General features: G+C 48.0%; 15 protein-coding genes and 1 riboswitch. Of the genes, 6 read left to right on the top strand and 9 right to left on the bottom strand.

Going from position 1 to position 17,917, the window contains the following annotated elements:
* The first annotated feature begins 298 nt into the window (after positions 1 to 298).
* From MKY24_RS02160 to MKY24_RS02145, 4 genes are all read left to right on the top strand, one after another.
* A complete protein-coding gene (locus MKY24_RS02160; protein WP_028541228.1) occupies positions 299 to 1,036 on the top strand; it encodes an amino acid ABC transporter ATP-binding protein in 738 nt (245 codons plus the stop codon).
* Between the two features lie 41 nt (positions 1,037 to 1,077).
* A complete protein-coding gene (locus tag MKY24_RS02155) occupies positions 1,078 to 1,908 on the top strand; it encodes a transporter substrate-binding domain-containing protein (protein ID WP_068941025.1) in 831 nt (276 codons plus the stop codon).
* Between the two features lie 71 nt (positions 1,909 to 1,979).
* Positions 1,980 to 2,639 carry an amino acid ABC transporter permease gene (locus MKY24_RS02150; protein ID WP_023986681.1) on the top strand — a complete coding sequence of 220 codons (660 nt, stop codon included), beginning with the start codon at positions 1,980 to 1,982 and terminating at the stop codon, positions 2,637 to 2,639.
* A 14-nt stretch (positions 2,640 to 2,653) separates the two neighbouring features.
* Entirely contained in the window at positions 2,654 to 3,304 is a 651-nt protein-coding gene (locus MKY24_RS02145; protein WP_339201327.1) for an amino acid ABC transporter permease, read from the top strand.
* Between the two features lie 27 nt (positions 3,305 to 3,331).
* Here MKY24_RS02145 and MKY24_RS02140 read toward each other — a convergent pair whose 3' ends face one another.
* The 7 genes from MKY24_RS02140 to MKY24_RS02110 all read right to left on the bottom strand — a co-directional run bounded on the left by MKY24_RS02140 (position 3,332) and on the right by MKY24_RS02110 (position 11,967).
* Positions 3,332 to 4,174: a LysR family transcriptional regulator gene (locus tag MKY24_RS02140; RefSeq protein ID WP_233903875.1), complete on the bottom strand. Its 843-nt coding sequence runs from the start codon at positions 4,172 to 4,174 to the stop codon at positions 3,332 to 3,334.
* 160 nt (positions 4,175 to 4,334) lie between these two features.
* Entirely contained in the window at positions 4,335 to 6,155 is a 1,821-nt protein-coding gene (gene opp4A / locus MKY24_RS02135) for an oligopeptide ABC transporter substrate-binding protein (RefSeq protein WP_028541232.1), read from the bottom strand.
* A gap of 42 nt (positions 6,156 to 6,197) precedes the next feature.
* Entirely contained in the window at positions 6,198 to 7,106 is a 909-nt protein-coding gene (locus MKY24_RS02130) for an ABC transporter permease (RefSeq protein WP_023986676.1), read from the bottom strand.
* A gap of 28 nt (positions 7,107 to 7,134) precedes the next feature.
* On the bottom strand, positions 7,135 to 8,103 hold the full coding sequence (opp4B, locus tag MKY24_RS02125; RefSeq protein ID WP_339201325.1) for an oligopeptide ABC transporter permease: 969 nt from the start codon (positions 8,101 to 8,103) through the stop codon (positions 7,135 to 7,137).
* Between the two features lie 13 nt (positions 8,104 to 8,116).
* Entirely contained in the window at positions 8,117 to 9,043 is a 927-nt protein-coding gene (locus MKY24_RS02120; RefSeq protein ID WP_023986674.1) for an ATP-binding cassette domain-containing protein, read from the bottom strand.
* A complete protein-coding gene (locus MKY24_RS02115) occupies positions 9,021 to 10,052 on the bottom strand; it encodes an ABC transporter ATP-binding protein (RefSeq protein WP_023986673.1) in 1,032 nt (343 codons plus the stop codon). The genes MKY24_RS02120 and MKY24_RS02115 overlap by 23 nt, the downstream gene beginning before the upstream one ends.
* A gap of 325 nt (positions 10,053 to 10,377) precedes the next feature.
* On the bottom strand, positions 10,378 to 11,967 hold the full coding sequence (locus tag MKY24_RS02110) for a DUF6359 domain-containing protein (RefSeq protein WP_053324470.1): 1,590 nt from the start codon (positions 11,965 to 11,967) through the stop codon (positions 10,378 to 10,380).
* Between the two features lie 214 nt (positions 11,968 to 12,181).
* Positions 12,182 to 12,297, top strand: a riboswitch (glycine riboswitch).
* 211 nt (positions 12,298 to 12,508) lie between these two features.
* Here MKY24_RS02110 and sdaAB point away from each other — a divergent pair.
* Positions 12,509 to 13,198 (top strand): L-serine ammonia-lyase, iron-sulfur-dependent subunit beta, encoded by a 690-nt coding sequence (gene sdaAB / locus MKY24_RS02105; protein WP_013308430.1) that lies wholly within the window; start codon positions 12,509 to 12,511, stop codon positions 13,196 to 13,198.
* The gene (gene sdaAA / locus MKY24_RS02100) at positions 13,188 to 14,087 is read left to right on the top strand and encodes an L-serine ammonia-lyase, iron-sulfur-dependent, subunit alpha (RefSeq protein WP_013308429.1); all 900 of its coding nucleotides are present in this window, start codon (positions 13,188 to 13,190) and stop codon (positions 14,085 to 14,087) included. Before sdaAB ends, sdaAA begins: the two co-directional genes overlap by 11 nt.
* Positions 14,088 to 14,156: 69 nt before the next feature.
* Here sdaAA and MKY24_RS02095 read toward each other — a convergent pair whose 3' ends face one another.
* The gene (locus MKY24_RS02095) at positions 14,157 to 16,493 is read right to left on the bottom strand and encodes an Ig-like domain-containing protein (protein WP_023986671.1); all 2,337 of its coding nucleotides are present in this window, start codon (positions 16,491 to 16,493) and stop codon (positions 14,157 to 14,159) included.
* A gap of 215 nt (positions 16,494 to 16,708) precedes the next feature.
* A complete protein-coding gene (locus tag MKY24_RS02090) occupies positions 16,709 to 17,869 on the bottom strand; it encodes a serine hydrolase domain-containing protein (RefSeq protein WP_339201322.1) in 1,161 nt (386 codons plus the stop codon).
* Positions 17,870 to 17,917 lie beyond the last annotated feature (48 nt).

Here is a 17,917-nt window from a genome sequence, read left to right as displayed (position 1 = left end):
TCTTCCCTACTGTAAAACATAGCGTTGCTTTTGTCACGTTTCTCCCTTGGCATGTCGAGGATCAATAGTTTATGTCAAATTTAATAACATAAAATTACGGATATTTATTCGTTTTCAACATATAAATAACAGTTTACTAGCAAAAAACACACCAAAATACATTACACGTAAAGTTTAGTGACATAAAATCTTGTTTTTTATTGTAAGCTTATAGTATCATGAGAGAAATTTTTAAATTCTAATAGAGCTTGATCATGTCAATCCGTCTACTAAGCTATGTATCCAAGCCTAAAAAGGGGTGAGCTCTCTGATCCAGTTTCGCAACGTCAACAAGCATTACGGTCACTTCCATGTACTCAAAGACATTAATCTTCAGATTAAGGAGGGCGAGGTCGTCGTAATCATCGGTCCCTCCGGCTCGGGTAAAAGCACCCTGCTTCGCTGCATCAATCGTCTGGAAACGATATCGGATGGGGAGCTGATCGTTAACGAGATCCCTGTACATGACAAAAAGATTGATATCAATGCCTTCCGCCGCAATATCGGGATGGTGTTCCAACATTTCAATCTGTATCCCCACAAAAAGGTGATTGAAAACATTGTACTGGCACCTATGAAGGTACTGGGCATCTCGAAAGAAGAAGCTACTCAAACAGCCATCACCTATCTAAAGCGCGTCGGAATCGAAGAAAAGGCACAGAGCTACCCCGCTCAATTGTCCGGTGGACAGCAGCAGCGGGTCGCGATCGCCCGCGGGCTCGCGATGAATCCAAAAATTATGTTGTTTGACGAGCCTACTTCAGCACTTGATCCCGAAACGATCGGAGAGGTACTGGATGTTATGCGCTCGCTCGCCCATCAGGGCATCACAATGGTCATTGTCACTCATGAAATGGGCTTTGCACGTGAAGTGGCGGACCGCGTGATTTTTATGGACAAAGGACAAATTTTGGAAGACAGCCAACCTGTCGAATTTTTTCAGAATCCGGGTGAAGAACGGGCTCGCCTGTTCCTGAGCCGTCTGATTCATCATTAATAGACTACCAATGTAGCGTAAATCGAAAGGGGAATGTTCTGATGAGAAAAAGATTTCAATGGAGTACTTTGGTGCTGGTAGCTTTATCTTGTCTGCTCGTCTTGGCAGGCTGTGGAGGCAAAGAAGGAGCGGCAACGTCGGGGAATGAGCCGGCAGCAGCCAACGGGCTGGAAGCGATCAAACAGCGTGGCAAACTGGTCGTTGGTGTGAAATACGATACCAAGCTGTTCGGACTGAAAGACCCGGCTAGCGGAAAAGTAGAGGGCTTTGATATCGACATCGCCAAGGCTGTAGCCAAACATATTTTTGGCGATGAAACCAAACTTGAACTAAAAGAAGTCACGTCCAAAACACGAATTACCTTATTGCAAAACGGGGACATCGACGCCATTATCGCGACGATGACCATTTCGGACGAACGTAAAAAGCAGGTTGATTTCAGCGACGTCTATTTTAACGCCGGGCAATCTCTGCTTGTGAAAAAAGGGAGCCCCATCACCGGGCTGGAGTCTCTGACCTCGAATACCAAGGTGCTCGCCGTGAAAGGCTCTACCTCCGCCAAAAATATCCGTGAAAAAGCACCTGAAGCAACGATATTGGAATTCGAAAACTATCAGGATGCTTTCAACGCCCTCAAAGCAGGTAAAGGAGAAGCCTTGACTACGGATAACTCTATTCTGCTCGGCATGCAGCAGCAAGACCCGAATTATACTCTTGTAGGCGGGAACTTCACAGAGGAACCTTACGGCATCGCAGTGAAGAAGGGGCAAACCGAACTGCTACAAGCTATTAATGATACGCTCAAGGAACTGAAAAGCAACGGTGAATACGATAAGCTCCACGAGCAATGGCTTGGGGTTAAACCCGAATAGTATTCTTGTGAAGGAGCCGCGATTGCGAGCTCCTTCCTTTCTTAAGTCTGGATAAGGAGGTAAATTCGCAGATGCTTACTTTTGATATCAACGTACTTTTCGATCATAGCGACCGTTTCAGAGAAGGCTTGCTTCATACCGTTCAAGCTAGTGTCATTGCCTTGATCGGAAGCTTTATTCTGGGGGCTATTATTGCCATCCTCCGAATTGCGCCTTTTAAATGGCTGAACTGGATTGGTACCGTCTATGTAGAGGTCATCCGCAATATCCCATTGCTGATCGTCGTACTGTTTTTTTATCTCGGGCTTCCTACTTTGGGCATCCCTTTGGACGGATTCGTATCTGGAACGCTCGGATTGACTGTATACACAGCCTCCTTTATTGCTGAAGCAATACGTGCCGGCATTCAATCTGTGCCCAAGGGGCAATTTGAAGCGGCAAGGTCCTCCGGGTTGAGTTACAACCAGACGATGATCAGCATTATTTTACCGCAAGCCATCAAAATTGTACTGCCTGCGATCGGCAACCAATTCATTAATCTGGTCAAAAACTCTTCCGTGCTGGCTATTGTGGCCGGACTGGACCTAATGTATTACTCGGACCTCATTAACTCGGATACCTTCCTGCCCATCACAGTCTACGCCATCACGGCGCTGTTGTATCTTATCTTGACGGTTCCGCTTAGCTTTCTTGTACTTTATATGGAACGGCGTCTGTCCAAAACATCCTAAGGAGGGAAGCCCGTATGGATTTCGGTGGATTGTTTGTGTGGCCTAATGTGCGTTTTATACTGGAGGGCTTCCTGCTCACACTGGAGGTTGCTATTTACTCTATCGTGTTCAGCTTCGTTCTTGGTATCTTATTCGGCATTCTGCGCTTTACCCGCTTACCTGTTATTTCACAGGTTGCAGCCTTTATCATTGATCTCATTCGCAATCTTCCATTATTGCTCATTATTTTCTTCATCGGCATGGTTTTACCATCCATCGGAATTTCGATTTCCCTCAAGTGGGCAGCCATTACAGGCCTGTCGATCTTCGAGGGAGCCATGATCGCCGAGATTGTGCGCAGCGGTCTGAATTCGGTCCATAAAGGACAGGTGGAAGCCGCACGTTCCTCCGGTTTAAGCTATTCTCAAACCTTATGGCATATCATTCTGCCCCAAGCGCTTCGTCGCATGGTGCCCCCGATTGTCAGCCAGTTCATTTCCCTATTCAAGGATACCTCACTGGCTGTCATTATCAGTTTGCCGGAGCTGACGCATAACATTCAGATTGTCGGTGGGCAAAATCAATCTTTTGTCATTCCAGCCCTGCTGTTCGCAGCTTTCCTGTACTTTGCTGTCAATTACAGTATGTCACTGATTGCACGCAGGCTGGAAGTTCGTACACATTAAAGCTCCTGATACTCATCAGGGTTGCCACTAGTTGGAACGCACTGTTAGTACAGCTTGTATCTTTTCAATCAATCGCTTCAACGCTTCTCCCTGATAACGGCCAGACTGATAAATCAACTCTAGCTGACCCTGGAGCACGCCGCACAAAATAGGTACAGTGCAAAATTGTGAGCGATCCAATTCTGCCGCAAGGGACTCCGTCTGTAGGGTTACGGCAAGTCCCTCCTGTACCCAGCGCAGGATTGAAGGTATGGAATTTGTCTCCAAGACGGTTGCAAAGGGATACCCACGATCACGGAAGCACTTCTCAATCAGTTTCCTGCCGGGATGACACTCTGGCTGCATCGCCCAGGGTACATGCCTCAATTCGTCCAGCGTAATGGAAGTACGGTTGGAAAACACATGCTCTACCGGAACAACAAGACAGTAGTTCTCCGTACGAAGAGGAAGCTGGACAAGCCTTTCATCCGTACCCGAATGCAGCGTAATGCCAACATCCACTCGGTTATCCAACAGCTGTTCTGTTACATCAAATGATGGATGGATGTGCAGGCTGACTTTAGGAAATGACTGATGAAAATGGATAAGCATTTCTTGCAATGGTTCCTCCAGCTCCGGTAATGCGATACCAATCCGCAAACTCCCGCGTTGCTCGGTGCGCAACTCCTCAATGGAAGCCTTTGCTTGCTGTAAATCCTTGAGCGCATGTGCACTGTGTTGCAGCAACAATTTTCCGGCATCTGTCATTTTAATTTTCTTGCCTGCACGGTCAAAAAGCGTCATGCCCAATTCCTCTTCCAACGCCTTAATTTGCAAGCTAAGCGTGGGTTGGGAGATTCCGATCTTTTCCGAAGCTTTCGTAAAATGCAGTTCCTCGCATACGGCAATGAAGTATTGAAGCTGACGTATTTCCGTCTTCCTTCTCTCCCTTCGAGAATCCCCAGAATGATTGCATTAAAAGGTCAAAAGAAGCGCAAAATCGGATCCATCCGGTTCGCGCTTCTTCTTCAGGTTGTTGCGCTTTTTTAGATTATTGGGCTACTTCGGCTTTTTCCGCAGTCAACGTAATATTCGCAAACGTGTCTGCATCATACTCCTTGCCACGGGTAATATCGTAATTAGCTACCCGATTATTCACTGCCTCCAGCGAATAACGGAATAACGTCGGTACAATGGGCGCCTCCTCGCTCATATACGCCTGCCACTGATTGTATATATCTTTACGATAATTGTCGTCAAAGGCTTTCACAGACACCCCTTCCTGCAACAGCTTATCATTCTCTTCACTGGTAAAGCGCGAGTAGTTAAAGCTGGCTCCGCGTCCATACAGCCCACTAGGGTTTACATCTGTACCTGTACTCCATGCGCCGCCAAAAATATCAATGCCGGGGTCATCCTTCTGCACACGATCATAGAAAGAATTGAACTCAAGCAGACGACCGTCCACCAGCTCGACATGAAGTCCGACATCCTTCCAGTTTTGCAAATAAAACTTTGCCAGCGATTCAGCTGTCGCATCTCCGCTCATTGCCGCATAATGGAGCACCAGTTCCTTGCCCTTAGGGTCCTCACGGTATCCATCTCCATTGGTGTCCACATAGCCTGCCTCGTCCAGCAGCTTTTTCGCCTTGTCCGGGTCATACGCGATGCCCTTTGCATTTATATCATGATATCCCTTAAAGGCAGGCGGAATCAGGGATGTTGCTGGAATCCGAAGTCCATGATAGAGCTGCTTGCCGACCTGCTCATTATTCAGCGCATAGCCGAGGGCCTGACGCAATGACTTGTTCGCCAGCTTGGCGTTCGGGTCCATGATATTTAGATTCTTGGCCTGATCGAATTTGCCCATCTTAAAGCCCACATAGCTATAAGATAATTCCTCCTGACCGAGAAACTGTACATTTTTCGGATTACTGGCCTCATTGTAACGGGTGGTTGGATAGCTGGCCCAATCGACTTCTCCACTTTTCAGCGCCTCGGTAATGACATTCGGGTTCACCACCTTCAGATGAAGACCATCCAACTTGGGCTCACCGTGGAAATAATCTTCATTTTTGACGAATTCCACAGATTCACCTGTGACCATTGATTTAATTTTGAACGGTCCATAGCCAATCGGATTTTTACGGACAGGATCAGATCCGGCCATATCTTTCACGGGGATATTCTGAAATACCTTTTTCTCCAGTGGTGTAGACCAAAGTCCCGATTTCACCGAAGGATTAGGTTCCTTGAAGTGAATGGTAACCTCTTTCTCATTCAGCACCTTGATGCCAGAAATGGTTTTGGCCTTACCCGCGTGATAATCCTCCATGCCCACAATGTTGGTCATAAAGCTATCATAACGCGGACCTTCGTAGTCTTTATGACCGATCACTTCATAGGAAAAAGCATAATCCTCTGCCGTTACGGGATTACCATCCGTCCAGTTCAGTTTGGGATCAATTTTTACAGTCACCGCCTTATTGTCTGGGGAAAAGGAAATCGTCGCCGCTCCTTTATTATCAATATTTAGATTGGAGTCAATCGAAAACATAGAAGGGTAGAAAAACTGGAAGACTTCAAAATCAGGATTGCCTTCATAAAATACAGGATTCAGAATACCTTCAAAAGGGGTATCAGACACGAGTGCATAATTGATGATGCCACCCTTAATCGGGGCCTTATCGTTCTTGATCGCCTTCTCCAGCGCTGTGGCATTCACCTGCTTGCTGTCGGACCCTGTGCCGCCTGTACCGTCAGACGATTTCCCTCCATTCGAAGCGGAAGGCGAACCGCTGCATGCGGCCAGAGAAAGCACCAAAATTGCAGATAGAACAGGCAGAATTCCTTTTTTCCAGTGTTTAACCATTGTAAATCCCTCCTTGTCATTGTCCTTATCCTTGAACTTCGGTTAACCCAATCGTTGTCTGGCATCCGTGGCGCGTTTGAGCGCCTGGCCAATAAAGTTAATCGCCAGCATTAGCACCAAAATAAGCAGTGAGGCAGGCAACCACATCCACCAGCTATTCTGCAAAACATCCGGGTCATTCGCATAACTCACCAGTGTACCCAAGCTTGGAGTAGATTCCGGTAAGCCAAAACCGAGATAAGAAAGCCCGGTCTCAATCCCGATATTTCCCGCGAGGCTGAGGGTCAGATTGACGATCACGACCGAGCTAAGATTAGGCAGCACGCCAAACCAGATGATTTTCCAATTGGGTGTGCCAAGGGTTTTGGAAGCCTGCACATAATCCAGTTCGCGCTCCGACAACACCTTGGCCCGGATCAGACGTGCTTTTCCAATCCATAAAAAGGCAGTCATAATGAAAATAAAGGACCCTATGCCGCTTTTGGGTACAATGCTGACAAATACGATGACCAACATCAGAAATGGAAGTACCAGAATAAAATCAATGATCCGCATGATGATGTTATCGACCAGTCCCCCATAAAAACCAGCCAGCAAACCTAACGTTAAGCCAATAGCGGCGGATAACAATGTAATCGTAAAGCCGATGGTGAAGGAATTGCGGGCTCCAATGACCAGCTGGCCAAAAATATCCCTGCCCGCTCGATCTGTGCCCAGCCAATGCACTGAGCCTGGAGCTTCACGGATCGCGCCCAAATCCACCGTCGTGACAACATCCTGATTTACAAACAGGACAGAGGCATATATAAAGATCAAAAACAGAATTACAAAGCCAATGGAAACCAAGGCCATTTTGTCACGCACCAGCTCACGACGCAGTACAGACCAACTGGATGGTGATTTACGAATGATTTCTGGCGTGAAGACCTCCTCCACCTGTATAGACACCATAATCCCTCCCTTTCTCTAGACTTGTTCGCTATTCGATTCGAATGCGGGGATCAACTTTACTTAGGATGACATCAGATAAAAGGGTCCCTAATAGCGCCAAGAAGCCGGAGACCATGACCAGTGCGTTCACGACTGAAAAATCCCGTTGAGTGATGGACTGGAGAAATAATTGGCCTAACCCCGGATAACCGAAAATAGATTCAAGAAAAATGTTGCCTGCAATTACTCCCGTTAGGTCATAGCCCAAAAAGGCAGCAATCGGCAATAGAGAGTTTTTGAAAATATGGCGGGAATAAATTTTACCTTCGGGCACCCCTTTGGAACGCGCTGTTTTCACAAAATCCTTCAGTCGTGTGTCAATGACCTCATTGCGCAAATACTGAATCGTAGCCGTTGTACTGAGCAATGCGCCTGTAACCGCCGGTAAAATGAGATGATACGACTTGTTCACGTAATATGACCATGTCCCCGGCTCCACGCCTACATCCACACTGCCGCTGGTTGGAAACCAGCTGAGCCTGAATCCGAATACGTACAGCAGCAACAACGCGAGTATAAATAGAGGTGTCGCAAAGCTGAGATAGGTATAGCCCACTACGGTTTTGTCCAGCAGACTATGCTGATAACGACCGCTGAGTACGCCGAGCGGAATGGCGATCAGATACGTCAGAACCAGAATTACTACGCCCAGAAAGAACGTGTTCCCCAGACGGCTGCCAATCAGATCGGTAACGCTAATTTTATGTACATAAGATTTGCCCAGATCCCCGTGAGCAAGCTGGACGAGCCAGTTCCCATACTGCACCCACACCGGATCATTCAGTCCCAGTCTTTGTCGCTGTTCTTCCAGTGCGGCCGGATTCAGATTGGGTGTCGAAGTAATAAGTCCTGTCAGTGCATCCCCCGGCATAGCCTTAGCCAGGAAAAATATAAGCACGCTCAGTGCAAAAAGTTGAGGGATCATAACCAGCAGCCGACGCAGTGTAAATTTCCACATTTCTGTACCCCCCTTATGGTAGCGCGACTTGATGGGATGGACTTACTGATTTTAGTGCAAACGGCTTTCCACTCACGTCTAGATGTTTGGGCAGCTCTGTTTTGTAGGAGGATAAGAGCATTCGCCTTTTTTGGGCATTTTCCAGCCGTTTTGTAGGATCAATATTGGGAATGGTTGCAATGAGGCGCTGGGTATACAGATGCTGTGGACGCTCATAAATGTCTTGCTCGCTCCCCTGCTCCACTAGACGGCCTCGATACATAATACCGATTTGGTCGCACATATGGCGGATAATACCCAAGTCATGACTGATGAACAAATACGTCAAATTAAATTCCCGTTGCACATCCTTCATAAAATTCAGCACCTGTGCCTGCACGGAAACGTCCAGTGCCGACACCGGCTCATCAGCAATGATCAGCTTGGGGTTTAATGTCAGCGCACGCGCGATCCCGATCCGTTGCCGTTGCCCCCCGGAAAATTCATGCGGATATTTGTAGGCTGCATCGGCGTTCAAGCCGACCTTTTCCAGCAACGTCTGTACTTTCCTCCGTTCCCCCTCACTGCTCAGCCTTTCAAAATTTCGCAGCGGTTCAGCAATGACATCCAATACGCGCTTGCGCGGGTTGAGCGAAGAGTAGGGGTCCTGAAAAATCATCTGAATGTCTCTACGCAGCGGATGACGGTTGTTACGGCTCAGAGCCGCAAGGTCCTTTCCCTTAAAAAGAATCCGTCCGCTCGTCAGCTTATTTAGACCGATGATCGTCCTGCCTGTCGTCGTTTTTCCACAGCCGGATTCTCCCACCAGCCCGTATGTCTGGCCTGCCTCAATGCTGATCGACACGCCATCCACTGCTTTCACCTGATCGATAACACGCTGGAAGAAACCACCGCGCACCGGATAGTGGACCCTCAAATCATTTAACTCCAGTAGTGCCATGAGCAGCTTCCCCCTTTGCCTCGTCTTCAAAATGAAAATGCTGGTAACATGTACAACGGACCCAATGTCCAGGGGAAATTTCATTTAGTTGGGGATGGTCTTCATGCACTCTCTGCTGAATCCAGGGAATACGCGGGGCAAAGCGACAGCTATTGCGGGGGATATCTTGTAATGAGGGAACAATGCCGCCGATGACATGCAGTGATTCCCCCTTGGTATGCGATCCCGGCATGGAAGCAAGCAAAGAACGCGTGTACGGATGCTGTGGATGCCTGAATAATTCAAAAACATCAGCGCTCTCCACGATTTCTCCGGCATACATGACCACCACGCGGTCGGCTACTTCTGCCACAACACCAAGATCATGCGTAATCAAGATAATTCCGCTCCCACTCTCCTGTTGAAGCTGTTTGAGCAAGTCGAGAATTTGCGATTGGATCGTTACATCGAGCGCAGTAGTTGGTTCATCTGCGATAATAAGAGAAGGTCGGCAAGCTATGGCAATCGCGATCATCACACGCTGACGCATCCCTCCTGACAGTTCATGCGGATACTGCTCATACACACGCACAGGATTCGGTATATCTACGCTTTCCAGCAGCTCCAGCACACGTTCCCTTTTTTGCTTCGTAGATAGTGACGTATGATAATCAAGATTTTCCTCAATCTGCTTACCAATGCTCATTAACGGGTTGAGTGCTGTCAGCGGGTCCTGAAAGATCATGCCAATGCCCGCTCCGCGGATTTTATTCATTTGCCCTGAAGAAAGACGGTTCAGGTCCGTGCCTTTAAAAAGGACCTCTCCCTCTACACGCGTGCGTTCCATGTCATGCAGTTGTGCGATCGAAAGCGCCAGCGCGCTTTTGCCACAGCCGGATTCTCCGACTACAGCCAGCACTTCATTGGGGTTGACCGTCAGATCCAGATGGTCGACTGCGGGGTGATATTGATCCTTGATGCGAAAAGATACGGATAATCCTTTAATTTCCAACACGGGTCCGGTATTCAATGCGCGCTTCCTCCATTCTCCATGGTCTTGTCCCGCTTATTCTCACCATGTTTGATGTTTAAAACCTCTCATGAACATTACATACCGTTTTTGTCGGAATAATTTGAATACATCCTATCACCAGTATATGGATATATCAATTAAGATTATGCTATCAACATCATTTAAAAAATCAATGATCCAGCAGTAGCGCGGCCTTTCTGGCACAAAATGTAATGAAATAACCAACCACAGGTTAATTTTCATCACAAAAAAAGTCGCCTGATCCCTCTGCAGGGATCAAACGACTAACTAATACCAGCTCACATTGAGCTTCTGGCGATAATTATGAAGCCGCTCCATAGGAGCCAGACTTGAACGTTCTAGGATCGTACCATTTGTAGCCTGCTGCTGGAGCAGACCAAGGCTCAGGCTGCGGTTCTGTGGAAGCCGCAGGCTCCTCAAATGGTAGAAGCTTCGTTGGCTGATCCAGAGTCAAACCTGCCACATCAGACAATTTCGTGTAGTCCTGCTTCCATGCAAGCCATTGAACCGTTTGCACCAGGAAGGTGGAATCATCCACTTCTTTAAAACCATCATATGTCTTCTTCGACTGTCCGTTTTCCTCACGCACATATTTCGGTGTAGCATCTTCTACAGGGGAAGAATCACCGATGAACGCTGCCTTGCCTTGACCTACCTTGGAAATAGCAGCATAAGGTCCTTCCGCACGGCCCCCGCCGTTATAAACTCCCTGGTCTACCGCATTACCCCATTTTTTCGTGCCTGAAGGGATATAAGCAATGCCTTTAGCCTTGGTAGGATCAATAATAGCCAGCGTAGATCCTGCATGCATTGCAATCGAGCGCACACCCTTGGTAATGCCGAAAGATTGATCTGCGGCTACAATGTCGGTAGCATTCACATCACCCAGCGCATTGTAACGGAAACGAACGCCAAAGTTGGCCGCCAGCCAATCGGAGCTTGTTAATCCTTGCATCGCCGGTGATGCAGCTTCTTCTGCAGTCATGCCCTTGGCCGGATTAGTATAGGCTCCACGACGGTAACCATTCATAACCTCGGAGGAATCCCAACGGTTTTTGTTACGGTCCGCATTATAATGATCGGAGATGAAGAAGACGCTCCCCCCGCTATTCACGTATTGCAGCAGGGCAGCCTGCTCGGATGCCTTAAAGGCAACATTCGCTTCACCAATAATGAACACATCATATTGGCGTAACTTATCATATGTTATAGCCTGCTCTCCATAAGTAAAAGGAATGGGACGATTCAATTGGTCTACCGTAAAGCCTACATTACGCAGTCCATTGGCAAAGTCGGAGAAGGCGCCTTCAATGACCCAATCTGCTGCACCAGCGGTCTGTGCGTGCGTATTATCGAACAGCACCTTTTTGCCTTTTCCATCCGGCAGTGTAGTACCGGGTTGACCCGGGTTGCCAGGTTCGCCTGGTTCCCCCGGCTCGCTTCCGCTCACCAGTTCAACAGCACTTGGACTTTTCACTCCACCAAAATTATTGTAGGCGCCGAGTGTACCCGTCACACGAATTTTGCTGCCGATCAGCTCAGGATGGCCTGATAGCCCATATTGCCCTCTGTACGCTGAAGTCAGCTGTACATCCAACAGATTAGACGTATTACGTTCATTTGCCTGATCGGCAATCAGTACGTTAAAATCATTCGCGAACGGGGAAGAAAAGTTAGCCGTTTTCGATCCGGTAGCATGTCCGACGATGTAACCTTCCACCGTCACCGTACCTCCACTGCTTTGGCGCTGAAGTGCTTCGGCTACTGTCAATGCTCCCTCCGCCTTGACCTGACCGAATGGAACGAAGATCCCAATCAGCAGTGATACGATCGCTGCTAGATGCAACATCCCTTTTAAGCGTGAACCTGTGAATCGCAAGCCTTTTACCATACGTCAATATCCCTCCTATGATTTCCATAAATATACTTGTCCTTTATCAGATTAGCCGCCAATCTTCTAATTCCTTCCTGGTTTCATCCATAATTATGTAAATTTTAATCTTTTTTATTGGAAACGCACCTGTTTATGTAAAAATTAAACCTGTGATTGACACTGAGCACGGCATACATTACGCTAAGGAAGACATGTAGAACGGTATACGCGAATGAAGATGACGGGAGAGTCTGTCCAGGGAGCCTACACTCTGGCGGCACCGAAGGAGCAAGACGTCAGCACCCGGCTGACGGATAATCTCTCAGGTCCATGTATCGTCATCTGACGCAACTCTGGAGAGAGCGCAAGCCACCCAAGGGGTAAGGCGGTAAGAACACCGCACGAAACTCTCAGGTAACGAGGACAGAGATAAGGGAAACTTCCTTATCCTGTCCTTTTTTGTGCTCACATTGTGCGTCAGCATTAAGAACCGTCATAACCGCGCAAAGACGCGGAAATACCATATAGTATGGTATTAGAACATACAGGGGGCCACACCATGCGTTTCAAAGATGTATTTTCTATTATCGGTCCGGCCATGACCGGACCTTCCAGTTCACACACCGCAGGCGCGGTGCGGCTCGCACGCGTTGCCCGGCACTGGCTCGGGACGCAGCCTGACCGTGCCCGCATGACGCTGTACGGCTCCTTTGCCGACACGTATAAAGGACACGGTACAGACCTGGCGCTCATCGCAGGGCTGCTTAATTACGATACGGACGATCACCGGATTCCGGATGCCGAGCAATGGGCAGAGCAAGCCGGGATGGCCGTGGAATTCGCCGTCAGCGGACTCCCCGCGCCTCATCCGAACACTGTCCGTTTCGAGCTGTGGAAGGGCGAGGATCAGCGCACACTGTTGGGCTCCTCCATCGGCGGCGGCAGCATCCATGTCCAGCAGCTTAACGAATTCCGGGTCAATCTGACCGGGGAGCTGCCTACGCTGGTGCTTCTCCACTCGGATAAGCCCGGTACATTGGGCGCGATAACTTCAGCGCTGGGCGCGGCCCACATTAACATTGCCTATATGCACGTAGATCGCAAAGGCCGGGATGGTGAAGCACTCACCGCCATTGAAACGGACAGTTCTGCTCCAGCTGAACTGATTGCGGAACTGCGTTCTTTACCTCATATGTATGAAATTAAGATGATTAATTTGAAAAAAGGAGCTGAATCCGATGCGGTTTAGCCATCTGCATGAAATCAGCGCTTTATGCGCTGAAGAATCCACCACAATTGGCCGTTTGATGATTCAAGAGCAGGTACAAGAGACGAATACAACGGAGGAAGAAATCTTTCGCCAAATGTCTGATTATTATGAAGTCATGAAGGAAGCCGTTCATCGCGGTCAGACACAAGACACCGTATCCCGCAGTGGATTGACGGGCGGTGACGGCAAGCGCCTAGCCGAGTATCTGCGGTCAGGGGAAACCTGCTCCGGTGATGCCTCCGCGCTTGCCATGGCTTATGCCCTCTCCGTGTCGGAGGTTAATGCATCCATGGGTCGCATTGTGGCCACGCCTACCGCAGGCTCATGTGGGGTTATCCCTGGTGTGTTCATCAGTGCGCAGGAGCGGTTCGGCTGGGATGATGAGCATATGGTGAACGGCCTGTTCGCCGCTGGAGCCATTGGCTACGTGATCGCCAACAACTCCTTCATTTCTGGCGCGGAGGGAGGCTGTCAGGCTGAGATTGGTTCAGCTATCGGGATGGCTGCTGGCGCTATGGTCGAGCTGCGTGGTGGTACGCCTGAACAGGCTGTTCACGCCGTGGGCCTCGCTCTTAAGAACACGCTCGGCCTGATTTGCGACCCCGTCGCTGGACTCGTGGAGATTCCGTGCATCGTGCGCAACGGGCTGGGAGCCGTGACTGCGCTTGCCGCAGCGGATATGGCTTTGGCGGGTGTGCGCAGCGCTATTCCGTCTGACGAAGTCATTGACGTGATGCTTGAAGTCGGCAGTGCGATGCCGTCGAAGCACCGCGAGACCGCCAAAGGCGGCTTGGCCCAGACGCCGACTGGCAAGCGTTTGACCGAATCACTTACACGCAACACACCGACCAAGAAGGATAAGTCATAATTTATAAGCGGTAGCCTCCTTAAAAAAAGAGCAAGCATGTCGTCCTTGGACGTATGCTTGCTCTCTTTTTTACTGAACGGTTACCTGTATCTTCGTCATTTTACCTGCATATTTCACAGTAATTACTGCTTTGCCCTTGCCCTGTGCCTTAATGTTACCGTCTTTGACGGTCGCAACAACAATTCTGGACGAGGACCAGACAGCCGGTTTGGAAACATCCTTCTCCGACTCATCCTTATACGTGGCTGTAGCCGTAACCTTGGCCAGCTGTCCTGCCTTCAAATTCAAAGCAACTTCGTCTGTTTGCAGGTATTTAAGCGTATCAACATCCACGGGTACGCTGATTACCTTCCCGCCAAACTTCGCCTGAATGTTAGCTTTACCGTAGCTAACCGCAGTAACCTGACCCTTTTTAACAGTGGCTACCTTATAATTAGACGTTTTCCATTCAGCTTGGGTCGTAACGTCCTTTTCTTTACCATCACTCGATTTAACCACAATCGCAATGGTTTTTTGATCTCCAGATTTGAGCGATAGCGCGATTGCATCCGCTTCAATTTTTTGCGCTACGTCCACTTCTACCGTAAACGTAATGTTTTGCTTGCCATATGAAGCAGTCACCGTTGCCTTACCGCTACCATTCGCTTTGATCAAACCTTCGCTAACTTCAACCACTTTTACATTGCTAGTTGTCCAGGTGGCGTCCTTGGTTACGTCTGTTTTTGTACCGCCACTCTTAACTCCTGTTACTTTCAGCTGCTTCGTTTCCTGAGCACCAAGCGCAATTACACGCGAGTCTGTTTCCAGACGGTCTACAAGGCCTACTTGTACGTTAATCGTCAGTTTTTTGCCATTATAGGTCGCTGTAATAACCGCTTTACCAGCGGATTTACCCGTAATCGTTCCTTTGGACACAGAAGCAATATCTTCCGCGCTTGAAGCCCATTCTGCATCCTGTGTTACATCTTCCTTACGCCCATCCGCATAAGTAGCCGTCAAAGTTGCAGTATAGTCCTCATCAATATCAATCGTTGCCGTTTTGGAGGACAGAGACAGATCACCGGGTACATTTACGGATACCGTAGCTGTAACTGTTTTGCCACCATAAGAAGCGGTGATCGTAGCCTCACCTGTTTTATAACCCGTGACTTCTCCCGCACTGACAAAAGCGATATCTTCATTGCTGGACTTCCACTCTGCCTTACTTGTGATATCTTCTTCCGTACCTGTTACATACGTTGCGGTCAGCTTGAGCTTTTTGGATTCCTTGGCATTCAGGCTCAGCTTGTCCTCACTCAAATCCAAATATCTGGAGGTTTCGACATCTGTCTTGATCGAAACAGTCTTATCTCCATACTTAGCGGTCACCGTAGCCGAACCCGCTCCAATGGCCATAATCGTTCCCTTATTCACAGTCGCAATTTTTTCATCGCTTGATGTCCAAGTAGCTTTATCTGTGATATCCGTTACCGTCCCATCCGGATAAACGGCAGAAACTTGTATTTTTTTAGATTCATCCAGACGGAGAAAAATATTGGATTCGCTGGCTTTCAGCTTATTCGTTTGATCGACATCTACCGAAATCGTAGCGGACATCGTGCCATATTTACCTGTAATTGTCGCCTTTCCCGCGCTGTAGCCGGTAATGGTGCCTTTCAGTACATCCGCCACAGCTGCATTGCTGGAGCTCCATTCAGCGGACTCTGTTACGTCCTGTACCGATCCATCCGGGAACGTCGCCGTAAGTTTAACCTTCTCAGTATCCTTCAGCAAAAGAGAAACCTCTGATGAACTGACATCGAGACGTTTAACCTGCTCCACCTGCACAGCAATGGTTACGGTCTGTTGACCATATACGGCCTTAATATTGGCTGTACCTGCTCCCTGAGCGGTAACCAATCCGTTAACTACTGTGGCTACCTTTTGATTATCGGAGGTCCAAGTAGCATCACCCGAAACCTGAGCTGTTGTATTATCACTGTATGTCGCTGTCAAATCAACCTGTCCTGTACCGCTTGAACGCAAGTTCAGGCTTTGTACACTGGATGTCAGCGCCTTAACCTTTTTCGTTACATGTACCTGAACCGATTGCACCTTCTCTTTATAGGTCGCAACCACGGTGGCTTCCCCTTCAGCCTTGGCCGAAACTGTACCGTTATACACGGTAGCAATAGCTGTATTATCACTTTTCCAATCCGTGCTTACGGTTACATTCGAGGTTGTCCCATCGCTAAAAACAGCAGTAGCCGTCAACGCAGCCGTATCTCCCTGCTGCAAAGTTACCTCGTTAGAGGAAAGGACAATCTTGGAAAGCACCGCATCCGCAGCAGATGCAAACCCTGCATATGATGTAAAACTTGAAATCAGGATGACCAACGCCAGAAAACCGGACCATCTATTCTTCAAAATCTAATTCCCTCCCATTCCAAAACTTAAATTAAGGATTTCGCAAAATCCTTACACCTACGTTTTATGTCGTCATATGGAAAAGAATAGTTTAGGCTTCGAAGGAAATTTGGTCCTTATTAACTAGATCATTTCTGATAAAGATTAGACATTACAATTTGTGTAGCTTCAGAGCCATAGTGAAGAGTTTACCCAACAGACCCACAACCTCGCATTTACAAACAGCTATAAGCTGCTGCGCGAACTCTCAAATGATGGTATTCTTCCATATTAGGAGCCAGTTGGTGCATATAAACGACGGAGAATTGTTCGCTTGGATCTATAGAAACCCAAGTGCCTGCTACTCCCGTCCAGCCAAATTCTCCAATAGAACTATTTGCATGCCCAGCCGCTTTATCAATTAACGTGCGCACGCCCAGTCCGTAACCATAACCTGTATGATAAGAATTAGTAAAATCCAATAATTGATCTGTATTCAGATGATTGGTGCGCATTAAATCAATAGTTTTTCTCCCTAATAGCCTCACACCATCTACCATACCTCCATTCGACAGCATTTGTGAAAATATAAGGTACTCCTTAACTGTCGAATACAGACCTGCGCCCCCACTTTCATATATAGCATCGGGCTGATGATATTCATCCAAGAAACCCTCTATTTTTTCTAGCTCTCCGGCGTCTGTTCGTTGGTAAAAGGAGGCCATTCGCAATTCAATATCTCCACGATATCGGTAACCTGTATTGTTCATTCCAAGCGGATCAAATATTTCATCCTTTAGGAATTGCCCTAATGATTTACCTGAAATCACTTCAATAAGACCTGCAACCAGGTCATGTCCATATCCGTATAACCAGCGTGTTCCCGGCTCAAATGAAAGTGGAATCTCAGAAAGCGCTTTAATTTCTGTGCGCAGATCATATTTCCCCTGCTTTTCCTTTAACGTTCTAAGGACCTTTTGCATGGCCCGTCCTGTCTCTGAAGACTCGGAAGCATAGGGAAGACCCACACTCATATTGAATATATGCTTAATTAAAATGGGTTTCTCCGCCTTATCCACATAGGTGTATCCGTTAGGAGCGGTTTTGAATACATGCGCATTACGATATTCGGGAAAATATTCATACAAGGGCTCATTCAACAAAAATTGCCCGCGTTCGTACAGCATAAGTGCAGCCGTACAGACAACAACCTTTGTCATGGAAAACAAGCGATACACTGTATCCTCAGTGATTGGCTTTCGGGCTTCCAGATCAGCATATCCATGATATCCTTCATACAACACTTGACCATTCTGGGCAATGGCACAACCGCAACCTGCTGGCCCATTTGCTACGAAATGTTTCAATAGCTGATCTACCTTGTCAAAACGAGACATATTCATCCCTCCTATTTTTCCTTCAAAAGAAACAGGCTTCCCCTCGCG

The sequence above is a fragment of the Paenibacillus sp. FSL P2-0322 genome (assembly GCF_037975315.1).
GTDB classification, from domain to species: Bacteria; Bacillota; Bacilli; order Paenibacillales; family Paenibacillaceae; genus Paenibacillus; species Paenibacillus polymyxa_B.
This window is presented reverse-complemented; position numbering and strand designations above follow the sequence as displayed.